The 21,453-nt window shown below is 68.3% G+C and carries 19 protein-coding genes and 1 pseudogene; 15 read left to right on the top strand and 5 right to left on the bottom strand.

Annotated elements, in window-relative coordinates; all coding sequences use genetic code 11:
- Window positions 1-62: 62 nt before the first annotated feature.
- The 4 genes from VM306_RS19200 to VM306_RS19185 all read left to right on the top strand — a co-directional run bounded on the left by VM306_RS19200 (window position 63) and on the right by VM306_RS19185 (window position 7,555).
- The gene (locus VM306_RS19200) at window positions 63-2,339 is read left to right on the top strand and encodes a hypothetical protein (RefSeq protein ID WP_325516818.1); all 2,277 of its coding nucleotides are present in this window, start codon (window positions 63-65) and stop codon (window positions 2,337-2,339) included.
- A gap of 502 nt (window positions 2,340-2,841) precedes the next feature.
- Window positions 2,842-3,549 carry an alpha/beta hydrolase gene (locus VM306_RS19195; RefSeq protein ID WP_325516816.1) on the top strand — a complete coding sequence of 236 codons (708 nt, stop codon included), beginning with the start codon at window positions 2,842-2,844 and terminating at the stop codon, window positions 3,547-3,549.
- A gap of 81 nt (window positions 3,550-3,630) precedes the next feature.
- Window positions 3,631-4,263, top strand: coding sequence for a trimeric intracellular cation channel family protein (locus tag VM306_RS19190; protein WP_325516815.1), 633 nt, complete (start codon window positions 3,631-3,633; stop codon window positions 4,261-4,263).
- Between the two features lie 205 nt (window positions 4,264-4,468).
- Entirely contained in the window at window positions 4,469-7,555 is a 3,087-nt protein-coding gene (locus VM306_RS19185) for an AfsR/SARP family transcriptional regulator (RefSeq protein WP_325516813.1), read from the top strand.
- Between the two features lie 96 nt (window positions 7,556-7,651).
- Here VM306_RS19185 and VM306_RS19180 read toward each other — a convergent pair whose 3' ends face one another.
- The gene (locus VM306_RS19180) at window positions 7,652-7,804 is read right to left on the bottom strand and encodes a hypothetical protein (protein ID WP_325516811.1); all 153 of its coding nucleotides are present in this window, start codon (window positions 7,802-7,804) and stop codon (window positions 7,652-7,654) included.
- Window positions 7,805-8,078: 274 nt separating this feature from the next.
- On the opposite strand from VM306_RS19180, the gene VM306_RS19175 reads away from it, so the two are divergent.
- From VM306_RS19175 to VM306_RS19155, 5 genes are all read left to right on the top strand, one after another.
- The gene (locus tag VM306_RS19175) at window positions 8,079-8,876 is read left to right on the top strand and encodes an ion transporter (protein WP_325516809.1); all 798 of its coding nucleotides are present in this window, start codon (window positions 8,079-8,081) and stop codon (window positions 8,874-8,876) included.
- Window positions 8,877-8,957: 81 nt separating this feature from the next.
- Window positions 8,958-12,035, top strand: coding sequence for an AfsR/SARP family transcriptional regulator (locus VM306_RS19170; RefSeq protein WP_325516806.1), 3,078 nt, complete (start codon window positions 8,958-8,960; stop codon window positions 12,033-12,035).
- A 218-nt stretch (window positions 12,036-12,253) separates the two neighbouring features.
- Window positions 12,254-13,171: a fumarylacetoacetate hydrolase family protein gene (locus VM306_RS19165; RefSeq protein ID WP_325516804.1), complete on the top strand. Its 918-nt coding sequence runs from the start codon at window positions 12,254-12,256 to the stop codon at window positions 13,169-13,171.
- Between the two features lie 97 nt (window positions 13,172-13,268).
- On the top strand, window positions 13,269-13,697 hold the full coding sequence (locus VM306_RS19160) for a nuclear transport factor 2 family protein (protein WP_325516802.1): 429 nt from the start codon (window positions 13,269-13,271) through the stop codon (window positions 13,695-13,697).
- A gap of 100 nt (window positions 13,698-13,797) precedes the next feature.
- The gene (locus VM306_RS19155; protein WP_325516800.1) at window positions 13,798-15,234 is read left to right on the top strand and encodes an alpha/beta hydrolase; all 1,437 of its coding nucleotides are present in this window, start codon (window positions 13,798-13,800) and stop codon (window positions 15,232-15,234) included.
- 272 nt (window positions 15,235-15,506) lie between these two features.
- Here VM306_RS19155 and VM306_RS19150 read toward each other — a convergent pair whose 3' ends face one another.
- On the bottom strand, window positions 15,507-15,671 hold the full coding sequence (locus VM306_RS19150) for a hypothetical protein (RefSeq protein WP_325516798.1): 165 nt from the start codon (window positions 15,669-15,671) through the stop codon (window positions 15,507-15,509).
- A 17-nt stretch (window positions 15,672-15,688) separates the two neighbouring features.
- Window positions 15,689-16,078 (bottom strand): annotated as a pseudogene (locus VM306_RS41400) (glycosyltransferase); the annotation flags it as partial.
- A gap of 562 nt (window positions 16,079-16,640) precedes the next feature.
- Between VM306_RS41400 and VM306_RS19145 the strand changes: the two are divergent.
- Window positions 16,641-16,940, top strand: a complete 300-nt coding sequence (locus VM306_RS19145) for a sigma factor (RefSeq protein ID WP_414672414.1) — start codon at window positions 16,641-16,643, stop codon at window positions 16,938-16,940.
- A gap of 117 nt (window positions 16,941-17,057) precedes the next feature.
- Here the strand turns inward: VM306_RS19145 and VM306_RS19140 are convergent, their stop codons facing one another.
- Entirely contained in the window at window positions 17,058-17,927 is an 870-nt protein-coding gene (locus VM306_RS19140; protein WP_325516796.1) for an SGNH/GDSL hydrolase family protein, read from the bottom strand.
- A 393-nt stretch (window positions 17,928-18,320) separates the two neighbouring features.
- On the bottom strand, window positions 18,321-18,659 hold the full coding sequence (locus tag VM306_RS19135) for a helix-turn-helix domain-containing protein (protein ID WP_325516794.1): 339 nt from the start codon (window positions 18,657-18,659) through the stop codon (window positions 18,321-18,323).
- A gap of 64 nt (window positions 18,660-18,723) precedes the next feature.
- Between VM306_RS19135 and VM306_RS19130 the strand changes: the two genes are divergently transcribed.
- The 5 genes from VM306_RS19130 to VM306_RS19115 form a co-directional block, all read left to right on the top strand.
- Window positions 18,724-19,800, top strand: coding sequence for an alkene reductase (locus tag VM306_RS19130; protein WP_325516792.1), 1,077 nt, complete (start codon window positions 18,724-18,726; stop codon window positions 19,798-19,800).
- 1 nt (window position 19,801) lies between these two features.
- Window positions 19,802-20,137 carry an SDR family NAD(P)-dependent oxidoreductase gene (locus VM306_RS19125; RefSeq protein ID WP_325516791.1) on the top strand — a complete coding sequence of 112 codons (336 nt, stop codon included), beginning with the start codon at window positions 19,802-19,804 and terminating at the stop codon, window positions 20,135-20,137.
- Complete coding sequence (locus VM306_RS19120; protein ID WP_325516789.1) at window positions 20,047-20,544, top strand: SDR family NAD(P)-dependent oxidoreductase; 498 nt, start codon at window positions 20,047-20,049, stop codon at window positions 20,542-20,544. The genes VM306_RS19125 and VM306_RS19120 overlap by 91 nt, the downstream gene beginning before the upstream one ends.
- A 44-nt stretch (window positions 20,545-20,588) precedes the next feature.
- On the top strand, window positions 20,589-20,912 hold the full coding sequence (locus tag VM306_RS41395) for a transposase domain-containing protein (RefSeq protein ID WP_414672413.1): 324 nt from the start codon (window positions 20,589-20,591) through the stop codon (window positions 20,910-20,912).
- Window positions 20,855-21,453, top strand: a 599-nt coding sequence (locus VM306_RS19115) for a transposase (protein ID WP_325516787.1), incomplete at its 3' end; no start/stop codon positions are given. The genes VM306_RS41395 and VM306_RS19115, both read left to right, overlap by 58 nt.

The raw sequence follows: 21,453 nt of genomic DNA, 5'->3' as shown, positions 1-21,453 counted from the left end.
CACATCACGTCGTGCATCCGAAGGTCCGAATAGGACTGCCGAGTCGTATGTACCCTGACCCCATGGTTTTGAGCGGGCGCCTGAGCGAAGTGGCCGCGGTGGACCAGTTGCTCGACCTCGCCGCTGCCGGGCGCGGCGGCCATCTCGTCATCAGCGGCCCGCCCGGTTCCGGCAGGACGGCGATCGCGGACGCCGCCGCGGACCGCGCACGAGCCAGAGGACTTCGGGTCGTGCGTACCGCCAGGGCCGTTGAGGTGATGGCGTCCGGCGCACCGGATGGTGGCGAACCCGGGTTGCTGATCGTCGAGGACCTCGAACTCGCCCGTCAGGACACGGCGGAGGTCGCTCGTCGGCTCGCATCTCAGGCCCAGGCCGGGGTGGCCGTGCTCGTCACCGCGTCGGATCCCGTCGGCGTGCCCCCGGAGATCAGGCTCGGTGGGCTGGCCGAGCACGAGCTGGGCGCTCTCGTGCCGACGCTGCCCGAAAACGCCGTGCACGCCCTCTGGCTCGCGTCAGGAGGTCTTCCCGGCCGCGTCCTCGAACTGGCACGCCATCTCGCCGGTCTCGGCGCTGACGCTGATCCGGTTGCGCACCTGGCGTTGACGGCCCGGTCGCGAGCCGGATTCCTCGAAGCCGACCTGGGCCTGATCCGGTTGCTGGAGGCCGCGGCCGCGAAGCCTGCCGTGCCCACGGTCCGCGCGCGGGTTCTCGCCCGGCTGGCGCGGGAGCTGCTGGGCGACGCCTCCGCCGCCGCGCGCCGGTGCGAGCTCTCCGACGAGGCGCTCTCCCTGGCACGGGAGGTCGGCGATGCCGGCACGATCGCGGACGTCCTCGATTCGAGGCTGCACGCTCTGTGGGATCCGGCCGCGGCCGATGAGCGCCTCGAGATCGCTTCGGAGATCGTGGACCAGGCGCGTCTGGCCGGCGACGGCGAAACCGAGCTGCGCGGCCTGTTCTGGCGGTTCGTCGCGCTGATGGAGCTGGGCAGGACCGACGGGGCCGAGGCCGCGTTGACGACGTACGCACGCGCTGCGGAGCAAGCGGGCAACGCCGAAGCAGCCGTCGTCGTGCTCGCGCGTCAGGCGGTGCTCGCGACGATGCGCGGGCGGTTCGCTGAAGCGGAGGTGCTCGTTCAGGAGGCCTCGACGCGCGGGCAACGCATCGGCCTCTCCGACACCGAACGGCTGGTCGGCAGCCTGCGCAGCGCGATCGCCCTGCTGCGGGGTGACCTCGCAGGACTCGTCGCTCCGTGGCAGACGGTGGCCAGGCGGCTGCCGGGACACTTCTACGAAGCGATGACGGCACGGCTGCTCGTGCTGACGGGTTCGCCCGTCGAAGCGGGCCTCGAACTGGAGCGGATGCTGCCCACCGTGCTGGCGGGGTCGGGTCCTCGCTGGCTCGGCGCCGTCGCGGACCTGTCCGTGGTGGCCGCCCGGGTCGGCGATCCGGAAGCCGCCCAGGCCCTGTACACGGCTTTGAAGCCGTACACCGGCCGGCTGGTGGTCAGGGGCGGCGCCAGCATCGTCACCGGCCCGGTCGACGACTACCTGGCACTGCTGGCGCTGCGCTTGGGGCTTTCGAACGAGGCCGTGACGCTGCTCGACAGCGCTGTGGAACTGGAGCAGAGGATCGGTGCGCTGCCGTGGCTCGCGCACACGTTGGCCGCTCGTGCGGACGCGTTGACCGCTCGCGGTGCCGACGAGGACGCGCGGTCAGCCGCGGACGACCGCGCGATGGCCCGGTCGATCGCGGAACGCCTCGGACTCGACGGCTTCGTGGCATCGCTCGCCCCGCCCGCCGGCACCTGGCACTTCCTCCGCGACGGGGACGACTGGCGGCTGGAAGCCGGCGCCGAGCGAGCCCGGCTGCGTCACACCCGCGGTATGTCGTACCTCCGGGCGCTCCTCACGTCGCCTGGTCATGAGATCGAGGCGCTGGACCTCGTCTCGGGAGGCCCGGTGCCTCCCGCGCCGGTGCGCGACACCGTGCTCGACGCCATCGGCCGCACCTCGTACCGGCAACACCTCACCACGCTCGACGAGCAGTTGGACGCGGCCGACCGGGCCGGGGACACGGACCGCTCGGCGGCACTCACGGCCGAACGCACCGCGCTTCTCGCCGAGCTGCGGCGAAACACGGGGCTGGGAGGCCGTTCCCGCGCGCGTACGGATGAGATGGAACGTGCGCGCGTCAACGCGACGCGGGCGCTGCAGACCGCGCTCGTGAGGATCGAGGCCGTGGCTCCGCTCGCGGGTGCGCACCTCCGCGCATCGCTGCGCACCGGGACCCGCCTCGTCTACCGCCCTGTCCCCGGTAGCGGCATCAGGTGGACCACCTGAACGAGTGGCCGCGGCCACGTACGTGCTGTTCGTGCCGTGTCAGGCCGAACAGGCGGAGATGGGTTCGAGAAGGCGCAGGATCGTCATCGGTCACACCGGCGGTCGCGCCGAAGACGGCCGACCGGGGCACGAACGCGTCGTAGCACCCAGTCATCTACAGCGGACGGGCTGTGTCGGTAGCCGCGCCGACAGGGCCGATCTGTGCCCTCGCAGTGCTCGAAGTCGGGCACTTAGGTGCCTTGGGGCCCAAGCCGATATTCGGCCGTTCCTGCGCGTGTTCTGCTGCATCCACTGCTGAAGGCCTGGTCAAAGGGTGTCTTCGAACTCCTGGTGGAAGTTCGCCCAGGGGCGAGGTGAGAGGTCGACCGACGTCGATCCGATATGTAATATCCAATATATTAGTGACCATCCGGCACCGCGGTGCGGCTGACGGTCCGTCACGGCCGCTGCTCCACTCGATCCGCTCCGGCGACGCCGGTGCGGCCTACGGAAGGACAAGCTCATGACCAGCACCGGTCAAGAGATCAAGAACGTCGTGCTGGTGCACGGCGCCTTCGCTGACGGCTCGGGGTGGCGGGGTGTGTACGACCAGCTGACCGGTCAGGGCTACCGGGTCACGATCGTGCAGAACCCGCTCACCTCGCTGGAGGACGACGTCGCGGCGACCACTCGCGCGCTCGACCTGCAGGACGGCCCGGCGATTCTCGTCGGCCACTCCTGGGGTGGCACGGTCATCACCGAGGCCGGAGTTCACCCGAAGGTCGCCGGGCTGGTCTACGTGTCGGCGCTGGCGCCCGACGCGGGCGAGACGACCGCCCAGCAGTACGAAGGATTCGCTCCGACACCGGACTTCGTCATCGACATCGGCGAGGACGGGTACGGCTTCATCAACCGCGACAAGTTCAAGGCCGGCTTCGCGGCGGACACCAGCGACGCCGAAGCCGCCTTCCTCCGCGACTCGCAGGTGCCCATCAACATGTCGGTCTTCTCGGAGCCGGTGAAGAACGCCGCCTGGCGCGACAAGCCGAGCTGGGCCGTCATCGCGACCGAGGACAGGGCGTTCGACCAGGCGATGTTGCAGCACATGGCCAAGCGCATCGGTGCGGAGATCACCAACGTCTCGGCGAGCCACGCCCTGTACGCGACGCAGTCCGGCACCGTCGCCGATGTCATCGTCACCGCCGCGCGGAACGCCATCGGCAACGGCTGACACGCGGCTGTCTCGTCCTGGGCCGGCTCGCACCACGCGCGAGCCGGTCCCGAACTCCGGAGTGTGAGCAGCATGGCCGTCATGCCGTTCCAGGTGGCGCTGTGGATCGAGCTTCTGGCCGCGGGACTGGGCGGCCTCCAGGGCGCCCTGTTCGCCGCGGGGGAGCGGCATCGTCGCATCGACGTGCTGGGCGTTGTCGTCATAGGACTCGCCGTCTCGCTCGGAGGCAGCCTGCTGCGCGACATCGTGCTCAACCAGCCGCCCGTCGTGCTCTGGAAGAACTGGTACCTGCTGGTGGCCGGCGCGTCGGCGATCCTCGGCATGGCGCTGCAACCAGTCCTCGCCCGGGTCGACTGGCTGATCACCGGACTCGACGCGGTCGTCATGGGACTGTTCGGCGCCATCGGGGCCTCGAAGGCGCTGTCGCTCGGCACCGGTGAGGCCGGCGCGCTCGTCGCGGGCGTCATCGGTGCCATCGGTGGCGGGATGCTGCGCGACGTCATCCTGAGTCTGCCGATCTCCTTCCTCCAGGTCGGCACCCTCTACGCGGTCGCGGCCGGAGGCGGGGCCGGCATGCTCGTCGTGCTGGCCGAGCTCGGCACGCCGGTCCCGATCGCGGGTCTTGTCTGCGTGGTCGTGACCACGCTGCTGCGTCTGGTCGCGATCCGCTTCGGCTGGACCTTCCCCGAGCAACGTGCGCTGAAGTCCCGGTAACCCTTCGTGGTCTCGACCGTCTCCGCGATGGTGAAATTTCAGCGGGCGAGCTGTCGCGAGCCCGAACGTGAACGTCCGCCCGGACAATCGAATGCGAAGCCGTCGGCGTGCTTACCGGCAAGGCGCGCAAAAGACACCTCGGGTCAGGTGAACACACCCCGGCTCCCGCACGCTGAACCTCCTTTGCGGACATATGATCGTGCGCATGTGGCCCCTTGCTCGACGCCCCGCTGACGAGGTCGCTGCTCGCCGGCCGGGTCTGGCGTTCACCGTGTTCGGCATGGTGCGGGCTTCGCGGGACGAAACCGAGATCGATCTCGGGTCACCGCAGCAACGGCTCACTCTGTCGGTTCTTCTCCTGGCGGGAGGACGGCTGGTCCAGGTACCTGAGATCATCCGCGCGATCTGGGGCGATGACGCGCCTCTCTCGGCCAGGGGAACCGTGCGCACCTACGTCTACCGGCTGCGCAAACTCCTGGATGACGACACCCGTCCGGATCAGGCGGTACTGCGATCGGACGAAAACGGCTACCAGCTGGTGCTCGCGACCGACCAACTCGACCTGAGCCGGTTTCTGAGTTCGGTCCGGGCGGCGGAGGCGGCCGCGTCCGCGCACGACCCCCGGCGGGCGGTCACGTTGTTGCAGGCGGCTGTCGGCGAGCTGGGAGACGAGCCGCTGCGGGGAGTTCCCGGTGAATGGGCCGACGCGGAGCGTCGTCGCCTTGGTCAGCTCGCTGTGCGCACTGTCGAGTTGCTGTCCGAGCAACAGCTGGTCCTTGGTGGGCGGGTCGACGTCCTGAACCAGTTGACCGCGGTCGCGGAGGCGGAGCCCTTGCGCGAGCGCGTGCACGAGCTGCTCATGCGCGTGTTGTGCCATGAGGGGCGATCCGCCGAAGCTCTCACCGTGTACGAGAGGCTCCGCGTCGCACTGCGCGACGAGCTCGGCACCGATCCGAGTCCCGCTTTGCGCGAGTTGCACGCCAGGGTGCTGCGCGCGGATCCGGCGCTGTCGTCAAAGGCCGAGCGCTCTTCGCCGGCACCGGTTCGTTCAGCGCCGATGCCGGCGTCGCTGGCGGTGTTCGCCGGCCGGGACGCCGAGCTGGCCGAGCTCAACTCGTTTCTGAGCGACTCGACAGCCTCGAAGACGGTCGTGGTGCACGGAACCGCGGGGGTCGGCAAGACCACGTTCGTGGTGCAGTGGGCCAACCGGGTCGCATCGTCCTTCCCGGACGGTCGGTTCTTCGTGAACCTGCGCGGATTCGAGAGCGAAGGCGCTGCCCGGGAGCCGGTCGAAGTGCTGCGGGAGCTGCTGGACGCGCTGGACCCGTCCCCTGCGAACACGTCCACCGACATGAACGGCCTGATCGCGCGATACCGCAGCGTTCTCGCCGAGCGCCGGGTGCTCCTGGTGCTGGACAACGCGAGGGACAGCAAGCAGGTGACACCCCTGCTGTCAGCGGCGCCCGGCTGCATGGTGGTGATCACCAGCAGGAGGGAGCTGACCTCGCTGGTCGCGTCAACGGGCGCGTACTCGATCAGGATGGGGTTGCTCGACATGGAGGAGTCGGTGGCGTTGATGACGCATAGGCTCGGTGAGCAGCGCGTGCAACGAGAACTCCCCGCGGTCCGGGCGATCGCCGGCGCGTGTGCCCACCTCCCGCTGGCACTCGCCGTCGCCAGTGCCCGGATCGCGAGCAATCCCAGGCTGGAGCTGTCCGGCATCGCGTCGCAGCTCGTCAACGACGTCGAACCCGGACTGGACTTCCTGACCACCGACGACCCGCACAGCGACGTGCGCTCGGTGCTGTCGTGGTCCTACCGCGCTCTGAGCCCGGAAGCCGCGCGGACGTTCACACTGCTCGCCCTGCTGCCGCTGAGCCGGACCACCACACCGGTGATGGCGAGCCTCGCCGCGATCTCGGTGACCCGCGCCAGGGCGGTGCTGCGCGAACTGAGCACTCTGTGCCTGATCAACGAGGACCAGCCCAACCACTTCAGCTGGCACGACCTGCTCGGGGACTACGCCGCCGAGCTCCTGGCGGAGACCGTAGGCGCCGACGAACAGCGAGCAGCGTGCCGGCGCCTGCTGGACCACTACCTCATCCTGACCAGAAGCGCGTCGCTGCAGCTGGTGCCCACCGACGACCTGCCGGAACTTCCCCAGATCACTCCCGGAGTGACCGCGCACACCGTCGACGACCTCCAGTCGGCCTTCAGCATGTTCGCGTCCGAGCACAGCACACTGCTCTCCCTGTTCGACTTCGCCGCCGCGCACGGTGTCCCAGCGAGCTACTGGCAACTTGCCTGGTACATGCGCTACTACATCGACGAAGCGCTCCTGTGGAAGGAAATGATCTCGATCAACGAGATCGCCCTGGCCCGCGCGACGACGGCCGGCGACGACCGGGGGATGGGCTACGCGCACCGATGCCTGGCTCGCGCTGCCGCGATGCTCAGGAACACGGGGACAGCGGAAGCGCATTTGCAGACCGCGATCGAGTCGTTCAGCAGATGCGGTGATCGCCAAGCCGAAGGCTACACACGCGTACAGGCAGCCAAATGGCTGATCCACACCGATCAGGTCGACGCAGCGCTCGAACAGGTCGAGCAGGCGCGCACCTTGTTCCAGGCCACCGGCTCCCACACGCAGAAGGGCGAGTTGCGGGACCTCATCGCGTACGCGTACAGCAAGACCGGACGTTACGCCGAGGTTGTCGAAACCCTCCGTGGAGCCTTGGAATCGGACTACGAGACCGGCTCGATGATGAGGATGTTCAACACCATCGACCATCTGGCGGTGGCTCATGAAGGTCTGGCCGAGTACCACAAGGCAGCCGAGATGCGCGAGCTCTCGCTGAAGCTGGCCCTGGAGAAGACCGGTGCCGACTGGGCGAACTTCCCCTACTACTTCGAGGAACAGTTCGTGCAGGACAGCTTCCTGCTGGCTCGCATGCTGTACATGGCCGGCGAGATCGACAGGGCCCTGACAGTGCACCGGGAAGCATTGAGCGGGTTCTACTCGATGCTTCTCAGGCACCATGCTTCCGCTTTGTTCCAGCACTCGGAGGAAACCCCGGAGAGAACCGCGTTCGCAAGGCTGGAGCGCGTTCTCGCGCAGGACAGGATCGACCACCAGTGGTTCGCGGACAGTCTTCGAGCAGTCGACGACCTGGCTGCCGCGTTGGCACATCGAGGAAGTCTCCGGTTGATCGTCGAGCTGCGCGCTGGAAACCTCCTCCTTCTGGACGCGATCAGCGCTCGCGCCGCTGAGACGGGCGCTGCCGGCGGATGACGCTGTCCCGACGTCCTGTCTTCGCCGCCGCATGAAGGCGCCGACCGCTTTCCTCTCGCGATCGGTCTCGGGCGGGTTGTGAGTGCGCCGGGCTTCTCAGCTGTCGCGGGTGGTGATCGACCGGGCCGGCCGGACACCTTCGACGACGTTGCCGACCTCCTCCCGCCGGAACTGAGGAAGCGCGGCCTGCTCAGGGAGGAGAACAGTCGGGGCACGTTGTGCGAGAAACTGTTCGGTGTGGACGCTCATCTGCCGGCATCTCATCCGGCAACCCGGCATCGACGTTGACCACGGCCGAGCCGATAGCAGCGTACGGCCGGGGCTTCCTCCTCGTCGCGGCCGTGCTGGTTCGAGCGCATCCGCCCACGAGTCAATGCCCTGATTCCCTTGTGTGGCAGAAGGTGCTCCGAACATGGCGCGTCCGCACATCGTGGTCCCTCTCGAATTCGAAGGGCCCGCAGAATGATCAGGCGCCGAATCCCCGGATCCACCACGGGGACGGCTTGAACGAAGGAGCTGCTCGGTGTTCCCCAATGCGAGGCTTCGCGTCCTGGTCACCGACCCGTGGTTCACCAAGGTGATCACCACGTTGATCGTGGCCAACGCACTCGTGCTGGGAGCGGAGACGTCACCGGAGCTGGTTGCCTCGTTCGGTCATGTGCTGCACGTGGTCGATCGCATGGCGCTGGTGGTATTCGTCGTGGAGCTCGTACTCCGGTTCTGGGCGTACGGCACGGACTTCTTCCGCGATCCGTGGAACTGGTTCGACACCGTGGTCGTCGCCGTCACCCTGCTGCCGGCGGCGTCGGGCGCGTTCTCGGTGCTGCGAGCGCTGAGGGTCATCCGGGTGTTGCGACTGGTGTCCGTGGTGCCCAGCATGAGGCGGGTCGTGGCCGCCTTGCTGAGCGCGTTGCCGGGCATGGCGTCCATCACCGCTCTGCTGTCACTGGTGTTGTACGTGTCGGCGATCATCGCGACGAAGCTCTTCAGCGATGTGGCGCCGGAGCACTTCGGGGACCTCGGCGACTCGCTGTTCACCCTGTTCCAGGTCATGACCGGCGATGCCTGGTCTGACGTCTCGCGCGCGGTCATGGAGCAGCAGCCGCTCGCGTGGGTGTTCTTCGTCGGATTTGTCGTCGTCACGTCCTTCACCGTGCTGAACCTCTTCATCGCAGTCGCGGTGAGCGCCATGGAGAGCCAGATGAGCGAAGAACGCGCGGAGCAGGGCCGTGACGAGTTCGAAGTGACGATGGACGTCCTCGCCGAGATCCGCGGTCTTCGGTCTGAGCTGCAGGCGTTGCGCAACGCGACGTCCAACTGATGCCGCGCCACCCCGGTGGTCGTGTCTTCGTCTCAACGGGAGTGGCGCGAGCGGATCCGCTCCGGTCGATAGCATCGCCGCATGGCACATCTCCCGCCCGCCGGCGCCGAGGAGCTCATTCCTGACTTTCCCGGTTTGACGTTCACCCTCCTGAGCGCGGTAGGAGCTCGGCGGGACGGTGCCGACCTCGATCTCGGCTCTCCTCAACAAAAACTCGCGCTGGCGGTTCTGCTGCTGGCCGAAGGGCGGGTGGTGCCCGTCGCCGACATGATCGCGGCGCTGTGGGGTGAGGAGCCTCCGCCGGCGGCGCGCGGGACGGTGCGCACGTACGTTCACCGACTGCGGCGGATTCTCGGCGCCGACGAGTCCGGTGAGGCCGTCCTGGGATCGGCAGGAGGTGGCTACCGGCTGAGGCTCGCCACCGGGCAGGTGGACATCGGTCGCTTCCGGAGCGCTGTGCGGGCCGCGGACGCCGCGGACGATCCCGGCCGTCGCCTGGAGTTGTTGCGCGCGGCGTTGGGCGAGTGGCGCGACGAGCCTCTCGCGGGAATGGAAGGCGCGTGGGCTGAGGGACAACGACGTCGTGTGGTGCAGTTGCGTGTTCAGGCGGTGGAGTCGCTGGCGGAGCTGGAGCTCGACCGTGGTGGTCACGCAGAGGTGGCGGAGCGTCTTCGTGCGATCGTGGAGGCGGAGCCGTTTCGTGAGCGGTCACACGGGTTGTTGATGCGTGCGTTGTACCAGTCTGGTCGTCCTGCTGAGGCGGTGGTGGCGTATGAGCGATTGCGTGTGACGTTGCGAGATGAGCTGGGGGTCGACCCCGGGCCGGCCCTGCAGGAGCTGCACCAGCGGATCCTGCGGGCTGATCCGGCTCTGCTACCGGACAGCGCTTCCGAGCCCGCAGCGGTGCCGAGATGGGCGCATCCGGCGCAGTTGCCGTTGCCGTTGGGGGTTTTCACCGGTCGTGAACTCGAGCTGCGCGAACTCGACTCGTGGTTGGACGAGGACCCCCTGCCGCCGGCGATCGTGGTGCACGGTACGGCAGGGGTGGGAAAGACGACGTTCGCTGTCCGGTGGGCGAACCAGGTCGCTTCGCGGTTCCCCGACGGGCAGCTGTACGTGAACTTGCGGGGCTTCGACGCGGATGGCTCGACCCGGCAGCCCGTGGACGTTCTGAGTGAGTTGCTGGACGGTCTGGGGGTGCCGAGAGCAGGACGGCCGGACGGGGTGGACGGACTCGCCGCGCTGTACCGCGGTGTGCTGGCCGATCGCCGTGTGCTGGTGGTCCTCGACAACGCCAGGGACAGCCGGCAGGCGCTGCCCGTGCTGCCGGGATCACCGCAGTGCCTGGTGATGGTGACCAGCAGGTCCGAGCTGACCGGACTGGTGGCGTCGACCGGTGCGCGCACGATGAAGATGCACCTGCTGACCACGTCGGAGTCGGTGGCGCTGATGGCAGCCCGGCTCGGGGAACGCCGGGTCGCGGCAGAACCTGCGGCTGTGCGGTCGATCGCGCAGGCATGCGCACATCTGCCGCTGGCTCTCGCCGTGGCGAGCGCGAGGATCGCGACGAACCCGGCACTGAGCTTGTCCGACCTGTCCCGCGAGCTGACCGATCACGCGGAGCGCGGCTTGGACTTCCTCGCCGCCGACGAACCTCGCAGTGACGTCCGTTCGGTGTTGTCGTGGTCCTACCACGCGTTGAGCCGGGAGGCGGCGAGGTTGTTCCGGCTTCTCGCCGTGCTGCCCCTGAGCCACACCAGCACCGCCGCCGCTGCGAGTCTGATCGGACTGCCACTGCCTCGCGTGCAGGTCTTGGTGCGTGAGCTGATCGCGGTCGGCCTGGTCGTGGAAGACCGCCCTGGCCGGTTCGGCTGGCACGACCTCCTGCGCGACTACAGCGCCGAACTGCTCGCCGACACCGACAACGCCCAGGAACACCAGGCCGCGCGCCGCAGGCTGCTCGACCACCACCTCGTGGTGACTCGCGGCGCGACCGCGTTGCTGTCGTCCGTTCAGGACTTGCCGGACTTGCCGCGACTGGCGCCGGGGGTGTCACCCAGGCTCGTTTCCGACTGCCGGTCGGCTCTCGAGATGTTCGCGGCGGAGCAGAGCACCCTGATGGCCCTGGTAGATCTCGCTGAGAAGTCCGGGTTCGAGGGGCACTGCTGGCGGATCGCCTGGAACCTCCGCTTCTACCTCGACTGGAACGGCCTGTGGACCTCCATGCTCAGGATCAACGAGGTCGCGCTGCGCGGGGCGGAGCGAGCCGGTGACGACCTCGGTGCCGGTCACGCCCGGCGCTGTCTGGCTCGCGTGGCATCCCGGACCGGGCAGACGGAGCTCGCGGTGAGGCACCTGGACGCGGCCGTGGACGCGTTGAGGTCGAGCCGGGACCGCCGCGCTCAGGCCTACGCGCATCTGCAGCTGTCAGGTGATCTCGTCTCCACTGGCCAGGTCGAGCTCGGACTCGCGCATGCCGCGCAGGCGAGCGCGCTGTTCCGGGAAGCCGGGCCACGTTCCGCGGAATGCACCGTCTTGATGATCATCGCCGCCGCGAAGATGAGGTCGGGAGAATACAGAGAGGCGATCGACGTCCTCGAAAAGATCCCCGACTTCGACGACGGCACCACCTCCGTCGTCCGGCTCTCCTTCAGCCTGGACCTCCTGGCTGACGCACAGGCCTGCCTGGGCGAGTACGAGAAGGCTGCCGAGACCACGGAGCGGGAGATCGAGCTCCTCCGCGAGATCGAGATCTCCGGTGGTCTCCACGCCACCTTCCTGAGCGAGACGATCAGCTTGTCGATGTTCGTGCTCGCCCGGTCTCTCTTCCTGGCAGGCCGCCACGATCGTGCCGTTTCGGCTCAGCGAGAAGCGTTCACGCGGATGCGCTCGTTCCTCGCGGCGAACTTCAGGAACGACAAGAAGTTGTGGACGCTGTACGGCGATCGCCTCCAGTCGCTGCTGGATGCCATTGACGCGATGCTGGGCGGTGGCCTGCCGGAATCGGCCTGGTTCATGGAGAGCGTCAGGATCTTCGACGTGATCATCACGGAGCTGGAGGACGCCGGCGTCGTGACCGACCTGGTCAACGTGCGGGACAGGAACCGGGTCCTGTTGGCCGAGGAGTTCACCGGGGTGGAGTCGCGGGCTCGGGGGTGACCGTCCGGTGGCCGGGTGCCGGCGAATGACCGTTCCCGGGGCCCATGCAGGCCAACAACTGCGCCTCTTGATGCACGTTGCGGTCATCCACGAGGTGATGCGCCGAACGAAGATCCATAGTGTGCGGGGAGGCTGTCGCGGGGGCTGTTGCGGCAGACGCCACGACCACGGGCAAGCCTCGCAGCGTCTCAGACGATCACTTCGTTCAAGAAGGTTCAATGCAGATTCGACGTCGTCTTGCCGCGGAAGAGTCGATCGTGGTCGAAACCAGGGAGCGACCCGGTGACGAGTGGAAGGCCGGTGACGCGGCAGCGGTGTTCGGGTTCCGGTCCGCCTTCTCGCCGTCGTGGGAGGCGGAGCGAGCGCTCGCCCACGGCGCCGTCGAAGGAGATCTCGTGCTGCCGTTCCAGCCGTTGTCCTTCCGGGACTTCATGCTCTACGAGCAGCACAACATCGGCGCGGCCCGTGGTTACGTCAGGCGTTATCGGCGCGGTGTGTCGAGGCTGGCTCAGGTGTACGAGACCATCACCCGCTCGGTCTTCCCGGCGTTCCGCCCCAAACCGTTGTGGTACAAGCAGCCTGTCTACTACATGAGCAACGCCGCCACCATCGTGCCGAGCGGGACCGCCGTGCGGACGCCTCAGTACACGAAGGCGCTGGACTACGAGCTGGAGCTCGCCTTCGTGTTGCGCAGCCCGTTGTTCAACGCGTCGCCCGCCGAGGCCGAGCAGGCGATCTCCGCGTTCGTCGTCCTGTGCGACTTCAGCGCCAGGGATGTCCAGATCCCGGAGATGAACAGCGGCTTCGGCCCGCAGAAGGCGAAACACTTCGTCACGTCGTTGTCCGGTACGGCGGTGACCGCCGCGGAGGTGGTTCCACACTGGACTGATCTGCGGGCGAGAGTGTCGATCAACGGCGAAATAGTTGCGAGTCCAGACGCGACCCGGCCGCGTTGGTCTCTCGGTGAAATGCTCGCCCACGCGTCAGCGGACGAGCAGCTCCTCCCCGGTGAGCTGTTCGCCACGGGCACCTTCGTCGGCGGCTCCGGCATGGAGATCGGCCGATGGCTGGAAACAGGGGACTCGCTGCGTCTCGACATCGACGGCGTGGGCGTGATCGAGCACGACATCGTCTGAGGTGGCTTCGCGCTTGCAAGGAGCTACCGCAGCTTCTCGGAGCTCGACGTGCGGCCATGTGCGGGCATTCTGACCGGTCGTCAGTGAGGAAAAAGCGGTGAATGAGGAGAACGAGGCACCAGGCGTCCCGCAGTCGGATTGGACCAGTGCTTTCGAAACGCGGTCGTCCACCGCGTTCGGCGCCGCCTTCGCGGAGGACGTCGTCCTGGAGGCGAGCGTCCTGCGGCGCCCGGTCGAGGGACGCGATCGGGTCGCACGTGTGCTGGAGGTGGCCAGCGGCATCTACGAGTCGCTGACCTTCACCAGCCAGGTCTCCGTCGGCGACCGCACGTATCTCGAGTGGGACGCGGCGGGGTTGGGCGGGGTCGCGATGCGGGGTGTCACCGTCCTCACCAGGAACAGCGACGGCCTGATCACCGGAGCCGCGATCCACCACCGCCCGCTGGACGCCGCTCTCGCCTTCTCTGCCGAGATGGCGCGTCGGACGAGCGGCGTCATCGAGGCGGACTTCTTCGCATCGGCATGACCGGCCGGCCTGGATTCGCACGAATTTCTCACCGCACAGCACCGCTCGGTGCCGAAGTGAGATGTGAAGGCGTTGTCTCGACAACTCATGAGGACAGATCGTGAAAATAGTGATGTCCGCACTCGCGGGCCTGCTGCTGATCGGCGGTGCGCCGGCTGCTCACGCAGCGGAGGTGCCGTCGTTGACCTGGTCGGACTGCGGTGACGGATTCGAGTGTGCGACGGCAGAGGTGCCGCTCGACCACCGGAAGCCGTCCGGCGAGACGATTGAGCTGGGCATGACGCGCAAGCCCGCCACCGACCCCTCCCGGCGCATCGGGTCGCTGTTCGTCAATCCCGGTGGCCCTGGTGGCACCGTTGACGGCCTCGTGCGCTTCGTCGGCACCGACGGGCCCGCGGAGTTGCGCGAACGGTTCGACATCGTCGGCTTCGACCCGCGAGGGGTCGGGCGCAGTCAGCCGCTCGCCTGCCAGACCCAGGACGAGTACGCGGCGGAGTGGGCGAAGGCAGCTGCCAGGCCGCGCGGCGGCTCGTTCGACAACGCGCTGCGAACCGGCAAGGCGTTCGTGGACGCGTGCGCGCGGCAGAGCTCAAAGCTGTTGCCGTTCGTGGGTACCGAGTACGTCGCGCGGGACATGGACCTGTTGCGGCAGGCCGTCGGTGACCGGAAGCTCAACTACCTCGGTCTGTCGTACGGCACCTTCATCGGCACGGTGTACGCCAACCTGTTCCCGAAAAACATCCGCGTGCTCGCGTTGGACGGCGCGTATGACCCGCACACCTATGCGAATCGGCCTTACGAGTACGACCTCGCCCAGTACCGGGCTGTGGAGTCGGCGCTCGGCCGGTTCTTCGACTGGTGCGTGGCCACCAAGTGCGAGTTCGGCGGCGGTGATCCGCGCTCCGCGTTCGTGAGACTGCAGAACGCGCTGGACGCGGATCCTGTTGTCGAGAACGGCAGGTTCGTCGGCAACGGCGCCACGTTGACCTACAACGTGCAGGCTTCGCTGGGTTCGGGCGTGCAGGGGTGGCCCCTCCTGGCCACGGACCTGGTCGATGCCCAGAACCGCACGGGGTTCCTCCTCTCCGTGCCGGAGGTGGCGTTCCTCTCCGCGAACACGGCGGTGGAATGCGCGGACCGGGTGTTCCCACGCGGACAGCTCGAGGCGCGACTTGCCATCGCGTCACGCGTGGCGCCGTTGACAGGGCCTGCGCTCGCGTACGCGGTGCCGAACTACGACCACGCGCACGCCACCGCCTGCACCCAGTGGCCGGTCAAGTCGCAGTCCCGCTACGCCGGTCCGTTCTCCGCGGCGGGCGCACCGCCGATCCTCGTCGTCGGCAACACCGGCGACCCGGACACTCCTTACCAGGACTCCGTCGCGCTGGCTTCGACGTTGCGCAGCGGTCACCTGCTGACGTACCGGGGCGAGGGCCACACCGGTCTCGGCCAGAGCCAGAACTGCGTCGCCGAGAAGATCACGGCTTACCTCACCGAGGGTGTACTGCCTCCACGAGGCGCCTTCTGCGACGACTAGCTCGAATTCGGCTTACCCGGTCGGGTCAGTGATCTGCTCGACCGCGGATTGTTGTCGTGCTGGGTTTTCAATCATGTCGTGCTGGTGGTCGGCCGTCCCAGGCTGGACCGGTCCGGTTCTGGGACGCGGGCCGGGCTGAGCCGTTGGGCCGGGCAATTCTCAGCCCGGCCCAACGGACTCCGTCGCACTCGTCCGCTGTGCACAGAGAGAACCGGCTCCACCCCAATGTCCGAGGCCCCCGGTGGCGCCTGGCCGATGTGGATGCCGCGGGTTCAGCTCACGATCATCGCGATGGACTCGGCGACCGCTGCCGCCGGCATGCCCGCGATGTCCCCGGCCACCTCGGCCGCGGCCTCGCGATAGCGGGACTCGGCCAAGACGGTGGCGATCGCCTGTCGAAGCCTGTCCGGGGTCGTCTCTCGTGGCAGCAGCCGCACCGCGGCCCGACTGCCACGGCTCGGTCGGCGACGGAGAACTGGTCCGCGCCCTGCGGTAGCAGGACGAGGGGGATGCCCGCGGACAAAGCCGCGTACGTGGTACCGGCCCCGGCATGGCAGACGACTACGTCTACTCCGGACAGCAGCTCCGAGATCGGTGTGAACGGCTCGAAGGCGACCCGAGTCCGGTCGACGTCGAAGTCCTCCGCGACAGCCGAGATTCCGACGGTCACGCGCAGGTCGACGTCGAGTGCCACGCTCTCCTCGATCAGTGGTGACAGCGCCTCGGGGCCGCCGTACAGCGTGCCGAAGGTCAGCAGAACCCGTGGGCGTTCCGGTTCGCTCCGATCGGTCTGGGAGGGCGTCGGTGCCGCCCTTTCGGGCGCATGATGCGCCTCCGGTCGCATCGGCAGCCATCCCTCGGGCTTCTGCCACTCGTCGAGCTGCATCGCTGGCGGGCAGAGGTGTCGTCGAAAGCCATGTCCACCCGAACCCCGGCGAAGAGCTCCGCCTCCGTGCCCGGCGGCATGTCACCGTTCACGTGGGAGAGGTCGACTCTTCCGTGCCGCGGAAGGCGGGCGAGCGGCAGAGTCGGGTACAGGTGCCCGACAGCGGGCACGACCGTGAACAGAACACGCATTGATGGCTCCGGGTTTCGGTGATGCCGGAATCAAGCCGCCTGGCGTGAACCCGCTCCGGAACAAGTTGATGGGATCGCGGGCGCTGCCTGTGGACTGTTCGGTGAGGGGGCAGTCTTGTGGATCTTCATTTCTCCGTCACCAGCGTCGCCACCGCCGATCCCAACACTGCCTGAGCAGGCGGAAGTGACCCAGCTCTCCGCTTGAACGGGAACGGAAACGGGGGCCCAGGTGTCTTCTCGAAGCCAGCGGTGGATTTGCGGCCGGAGAAGGGAGTAGTCAGGAGATACCGAGCCAGGTCGGCTGCGGGAAAAGTGTGGAAGTAGAGGCGATGAACCGCGGACGGGACTTGGTCGACGAGGCGCTCATCCGTTGGCTCTTCGCGGAACACGGCCGAGCGGCGCTGGCTTACGCGACCCGGCTGTGCGGTAGTCGCGCGGCGGCGGAGGAGATCGTCCAAGAGGTGTTCATCAGGGCGTGGCGCAGTCCGGACGTGCTGAACGGCAGCAAGGGATCGGTTCGCGGCTGGTTGCTCATCGCGGTGCACGGCATTGTGCTCGACCAGCGCGGCGCTGACGAATCTCGCGGTTCGGCGTTGAAGCCCTCTGTCGTGGTGCCCTGCACGCAGTGAGCCAGTGGCGGCCCCACCTGCCGAGCGCTGGTGCCTGGATCGGACTGCCGGCCACAACCCTCGTCCGTCGCCGAGGCGGTTGCTTCACCCCATCAGGAGAAGCAACCGCCTCGGCGGCTAGATCCGGACGAGCGAGGACAGTGCCGTCTGTCCTCGCTGGTTCGGGTGGAAGACGGCCTCCTGCCCTTCCTGACCCGGCGCCAGCGCGTCGAACCCGCGCAGGAACGGGGTGTCGGCTTCGCACAGGGCGTGACCGTCGAACGTGCCGGGCCGGGAGAACGGGCTGGCGTACTCGGCGTTGACGCCCCGGAAGCGCGCCTTGGCCACGGCATGACGCAAGGCGGCATCGATGCCGTCGGTCACCTGGTTGCCCTCGCGGCGTTCCGCTGCGGAGAGGACGGCTTCACCGCAGATGGGATCGAGCGGGATGGCCGGCAGTTCGTCCGAAGAGGACACCTGACGGCCGTAGCCCACGACGACGACCCGCGCGTGCGGACTGCGCTTGTGGATCTCGGTGAGCAGACCCGTGACGTTGCCGGCCATCTGCGGCAGCTTCGCGAGGATCGCCTCGGTCGGAGCGCCCGTGCAGTCGGCCTGAACGCAGGTGCCGCCGTACGCCGCGTAGTCGATGTCGTTGGTGCCGACGGTGAGCAGCACCAGGTTCGTGCTCCGCTTGAGAGCGTCCAATTGGGCCGGACGCTCCTTGAACCGCCGTGTGAGATCCGCGGTGGCCGCGCCACTGCAGCTCACATTGGTGAACGAGCTGAGCCTGCCGGCAGCGCGCAGGCGAGCGGCCACCTGTTCACCGTAGGAGTTGTCGCTGCGCCAGCAGTTGCCGGCGGTCCCGTCCTGGTAGGACCCCGCTCCGGTGCCCGAGGCATATGAATCGCCGAGCACCACCAGAGAGGTCGAGCTGGTCGCTTCGGCCGCCGGAGCTGCCCCCAGCGTCACCAAGGCGGTCAGCAGGACAGCGATCGATCTTTTCATCGGACCCCCCGATGTCGACGTCATTTCGCGGCAATGGTGCCCCAGCCGTGATCTTGGGCCAGCCAAACGAGACGCGATGAGACGCGTTCATCCCGGGCGACCTGCATGTCCTTTGTGGAGGGGTACGAAAATCAGCACGGCGAGCCATCTCGCCCGACATCCGGGCGAGAGTCCATCGCTGTTCAATTCTGTGTTCAGGCTGGCGAAGCATTCCCGGACGGTCACCTTGATGCTTGCACCTCGCTGTGCCGCATTCCTGCTTCTCGATCGACCGATGCGGCCTGGTTCGTGTCTCCCGGCGGTCGGACTTCAGGCAGCGAGTCTGACTCTCGGTGGTGAGCGTCACGGCGGCTGCGACGACGAACGTCGCTCATCCGGCCCGCTTTCCGCGCCTCAGCCCGCGTCGTGCGCCCAGCGGGTAATGGCGTCCACCGCGCTGAGCAGCCTCCGGCCCCGATCGGTCAGGTGGTACAGCACCTGCACCGGCATGCTCGGCACCACCTCGCGGCGCACCAGACCGTGCTGTTCGAGCTCGCTCAGGCGGACCGACAGCATGCGTTCGGAGATGCCGTCGACCATGCGCCGGTACTCGCTGAACCGCCGCGCGCCCCTGCCGCCGGCCAGCATGATCGCCGAGGTCCAGCGTCGTGAGACGAAGCTCATGATCTCGCCGGCGACCTCGCAGCCGGACGAGTCGATCACCTGGGGGTTTGCTGCGGTTGACCTGGTCACTTACCCACAGTAAGTCCGTTACCGGCCAGTTGGCAAGCGAGCGCCTCCGGCTGAAGCTGGGGACATGAGTGATACCAATGCTTTCTCGCCCCTCCGGGTCGGTGCCACGACCGTCCGCAACCGCCTCGCCATGGCCCCGATGACCCGCAGCCGGGCCACCGAGGAGGGGCTGGCCACCGCTTCGATCGCCGAGTACTACCGGCAGCGCGCCGGTGCCGGCCTGATCGTCACCGAGGCCACCCAGATCAGCCTGCGCGGCAAGGCATACCCGACCACACCGGGCATCGCGACGCCCGAGCAGGCCGAGAGCTGGCGGCAGGTCACCGACGCCGTGCACGAGGCCGGCGGCACCATCCACCTGCAGCTCTTCCACGGTGGACGCACCGGGCACCCGAGCATGCGGGGCGGGCTGGACGGCCACGCACCCTCGGCGGTGGCGGCACCCGGCCAGACCTTCACGCTCGACGGCATGAAGGACCACCCGGTGCCCGCGGCCATGACCGGTGACGACATCCGGGCTACGCTCCAGGACTTCGCGACGGCCTCCTCGCTGGCGGTCTCCGCAGGCTTCGACGGCGTGCAGCTGCACGCGGCGAACGGCTACCTGCCGCAGCAGTTCCTGTGCCAGGACTCGAACCTGCGCTCCGACGAGTGGGGCGGGAGCACGGAGAACCGGATCCGGTTCGTCGTCGAGGCCGCCCGTGCGATGGCCGGTGCGGCCGGTGCGGACCGGACGTCGGTGCGGATCTCGCCCGCCAGCACGATCCAGGGCATCAACGAGGGGAACCCCGAGGAGCTCTACGAAGCTCTGCTGGGGGAACTGGCCGGCGACGGGCTGGCCTTCCTGGACGTCTCGGAGTCACCTGGCCACCGTGACCTGACCGCGCTGGTGCGCAAGTACTGGCCGGGAGTGCTGCTGTTGAACCCGCATCGGACCGCCGAACCGGAGGCTCCGCACGACCGGGTCGCCGACGGCCTCGCCGCCGGGGCCGACATGGTCGGACTAGGTGCCCCTTGGCTCGCCAACCCGGACCTCGGCGAGCGCATCGCACGGCGCGGCCCGTACAACGAGCCGGACAACTCGACCTTCTACGGTGGCACCGACCAGGGGTTCCTCGACTACCCGCCGCTGGCTGTCTGAGGTGGGCAGGCTCGAGGGCCGCACCGCGGTGATCACCGGTGGCACGGCCGGAATCGGCTTGGCCACGGCCCGCCGGTTCGTCACCGAGGGAGCCCACGTGCTGATTACCGGACGTCGTGCCGGTGCGCTGGACGAGGCCGTGGCCGAGCTCGGTCCGTCGGCCACCGGTGTGCGCGGCGACGCGACCGATCCCGCCCACCTCGCTGCGCTGCTGGCGGCGGTGCGCGAGCGGGGAGAGGGCTGGACGTGCTCTTCACCAACGCGGGAGGCGGCGCCCACACCCCGTTCGGCCGGGTCAGCCCGGACGAGGTGGACGACGTGCTGGCCCGGAACCTGAGCGCGCCCTACCTGACGGTGCAGACGCTGGCGCCGGCGCTGAACGAGCACGCGTCGATCGTGCTGATGTCCTCCATCGCCGCCACAGCCGGCCTGCCGGGCCTCGGCGTGTACTCCGCTGCGAAGGCGGGCGCCCGCGCGCTGGCTCGCACCCTCGCTGTGGAACTGGCCGGGCGGGGTGTGCGGGTGAACGCGGTGAGCCCCGGCTACATCGACACCAGCAGCGACCCGGAAGTCCGCGAGTTCCTGCGGGCCGGTGCGGCGACCATCCCGCTGGCGCGCGTGGGCCGGCCGGAGGAGGTCGCCGCCGCGGTGCTGTTCCTGGCTTCCGACGACGCCGGCTACATCACCGGATCAGACCTGTTCGTCGACGGAGGACGAAACCAGGTCCAGACCCAATACCGGTGACCCAAGGGTTGTTTCGGTGGGTTGAGCGTCCAGGAGGTGCCTGGATGCCGCGGCCTGGACAGGTCAAGCCCGAGACGGATGCCCGGTTGTCGGATCGGATCGCGATCGACCTGTTGACCAAGTCGTTTCCGCTGGAGTTGGTGGATCGGGTGATCGCGGAGACTGGCCGGGAGGGGCAGCGTGATCGGTTGTTGCCGCCGCGGGTGGTGGTCTGCTTCGTGCTGGCGATGTGCCTGTTCTCCGGGCAGGGCTACGAAGAGGTCGCGCGGTTGTCGACCGAGGGGCTGGGCGGTGGTCCAAGCCGTGGCGGGTGCCGACCACCGCGGCGGTCTCGCGGGCTCGGGTCAAGCTGGGTGCGGTGCCGTTGAAGGCGTTGTCCGAGCAGGTCGCGAAGCCGTTGGCGGAGCCGGCGACACGGGGGTCGTGGTATCGGACCTGGCGGGTGCCGGCGGTCGACGGCACGCCCTTCGACGTGCCGGACACGCCGGAGAACGCCGGGCGGTTCGGGCGTCCGGGCAACGCCCGTTCCGCGGCCAGCGGTGGCCGGGCGGCGTCAGCGAACGGGACGGATCTGTTGTGGCGGGTGCGCGCCAACGTCGTGCTGCCGGTGCGTCATGAGTTGCCCGACGGGTCGTACCTGTCGGAAATCGTGGCCACCGGCGACCAGTGTCGGCGCGCCGATCCGGTGACGGTGCGGGTGGTCGAGTACACATTGGACGATCCCGGCCGCAACGGACACGGCGCGCCCTACCGGCTGATCACCACGATCCTCGACCACCGCAGGGCCCCGGCACGCGAGCTGGCGGCGTTGTACTGCCAGCGCTGGGAGATCGAGACCGTGCTGGATGAGCTCAAGACCCACCAGCGCGGTCCCGGACAGGTTCTGCGTTCTCGTTCGCCCGACGGTGT

This window comes from Lentzea sp. (assembly GCF_035525475.1).
In the GTDB taxonomy this organism is placed as follows: domain Bacteria; phylum Actinomycetota; class Actinomycetes; order Mycobacteriales; family Pseudonocardiaceae; genus Lentzea.
Note: the sequence above shows the minus strand (reverse complement) of the source record. Positions and strands in the feature narration are given on the sequence as shown.

Coding starts and splice junctions, on each gene's coding strand:
- VM306_RS19200 (WP_325516818.1), top strand. CDS start 63: ATGGTTTTGAGCGGGCGCCTGAGCGAAGTGGCCGCGGTGGACCAGTTG.
- VM306_RS19195 (WP_325516816.1), top strand. CDS start 2,842: ATGACCAGCACCGGTCAAGAGATCAAGAACGTCGTGCTGGTGCACGGC.
- VM306_RS19190 (WP_325516815.1), top strand. CDS start 3,631: ATGCCGTTCCAGGTGGCGCTGTGGATCGAGCTTCTGGCCGCGGGACTG.
- VM306_RS19185 (WP_325516813.1), top strand. CDS start 4,469: ATGTGGCCCCTTGCTCGACGCCCCGCTGACGAGGTCGCTGCTCGCCGG.
- VM306_RS19180 (WP_325516811.1), bottom strand. CDS start 7,804: ATGAGCGTCCACACCGAACAGTTTCTCGCACAACGTGCCCCGACTGTT.
- VM306_RS19170 (WP_325516806.1), top strand. CDS start 8,958: ATGGCACATCTCCCGCCCGCCGGCGCCGAGGAGCTCATTCCTGACTTT.
- VM306_RS19165 (WP_325516804.1), top strand. CDS start 12,254: ATGCAGATTCGACGTCGTCTTGCCGCGGAAGAGTCGATCGTGGTCGAA.
- VM306_RS19145 (WP_414672414.1), top strand. CDS start 16,641: ATGAACCGCGGACGGGACTTGGTCGACGAGGCGCTCATCCGTTGGCTC.
- VM306_RS19140 (WP_325516796.1), bottom strand. CDS start 17,927: ATGAAAAGATCGATCGCTGTCCTGCTGACCGCCTTGGTGACGCTGGGG.
- VM306_RS19130 (WP_325516792.1), top strand. CDS start 18,724: ATGAGTGATACCAATGCTTTCTCGCCCCTCCGGGTCGGTGCCACGACC.
- VM306_RS41395 (WP_414672413.1), top strand. CDS start 20,589: ATGCCGCGGCCTGGACAGGTCAAGCCCGAGACGGATGCCCGGTTGTCG.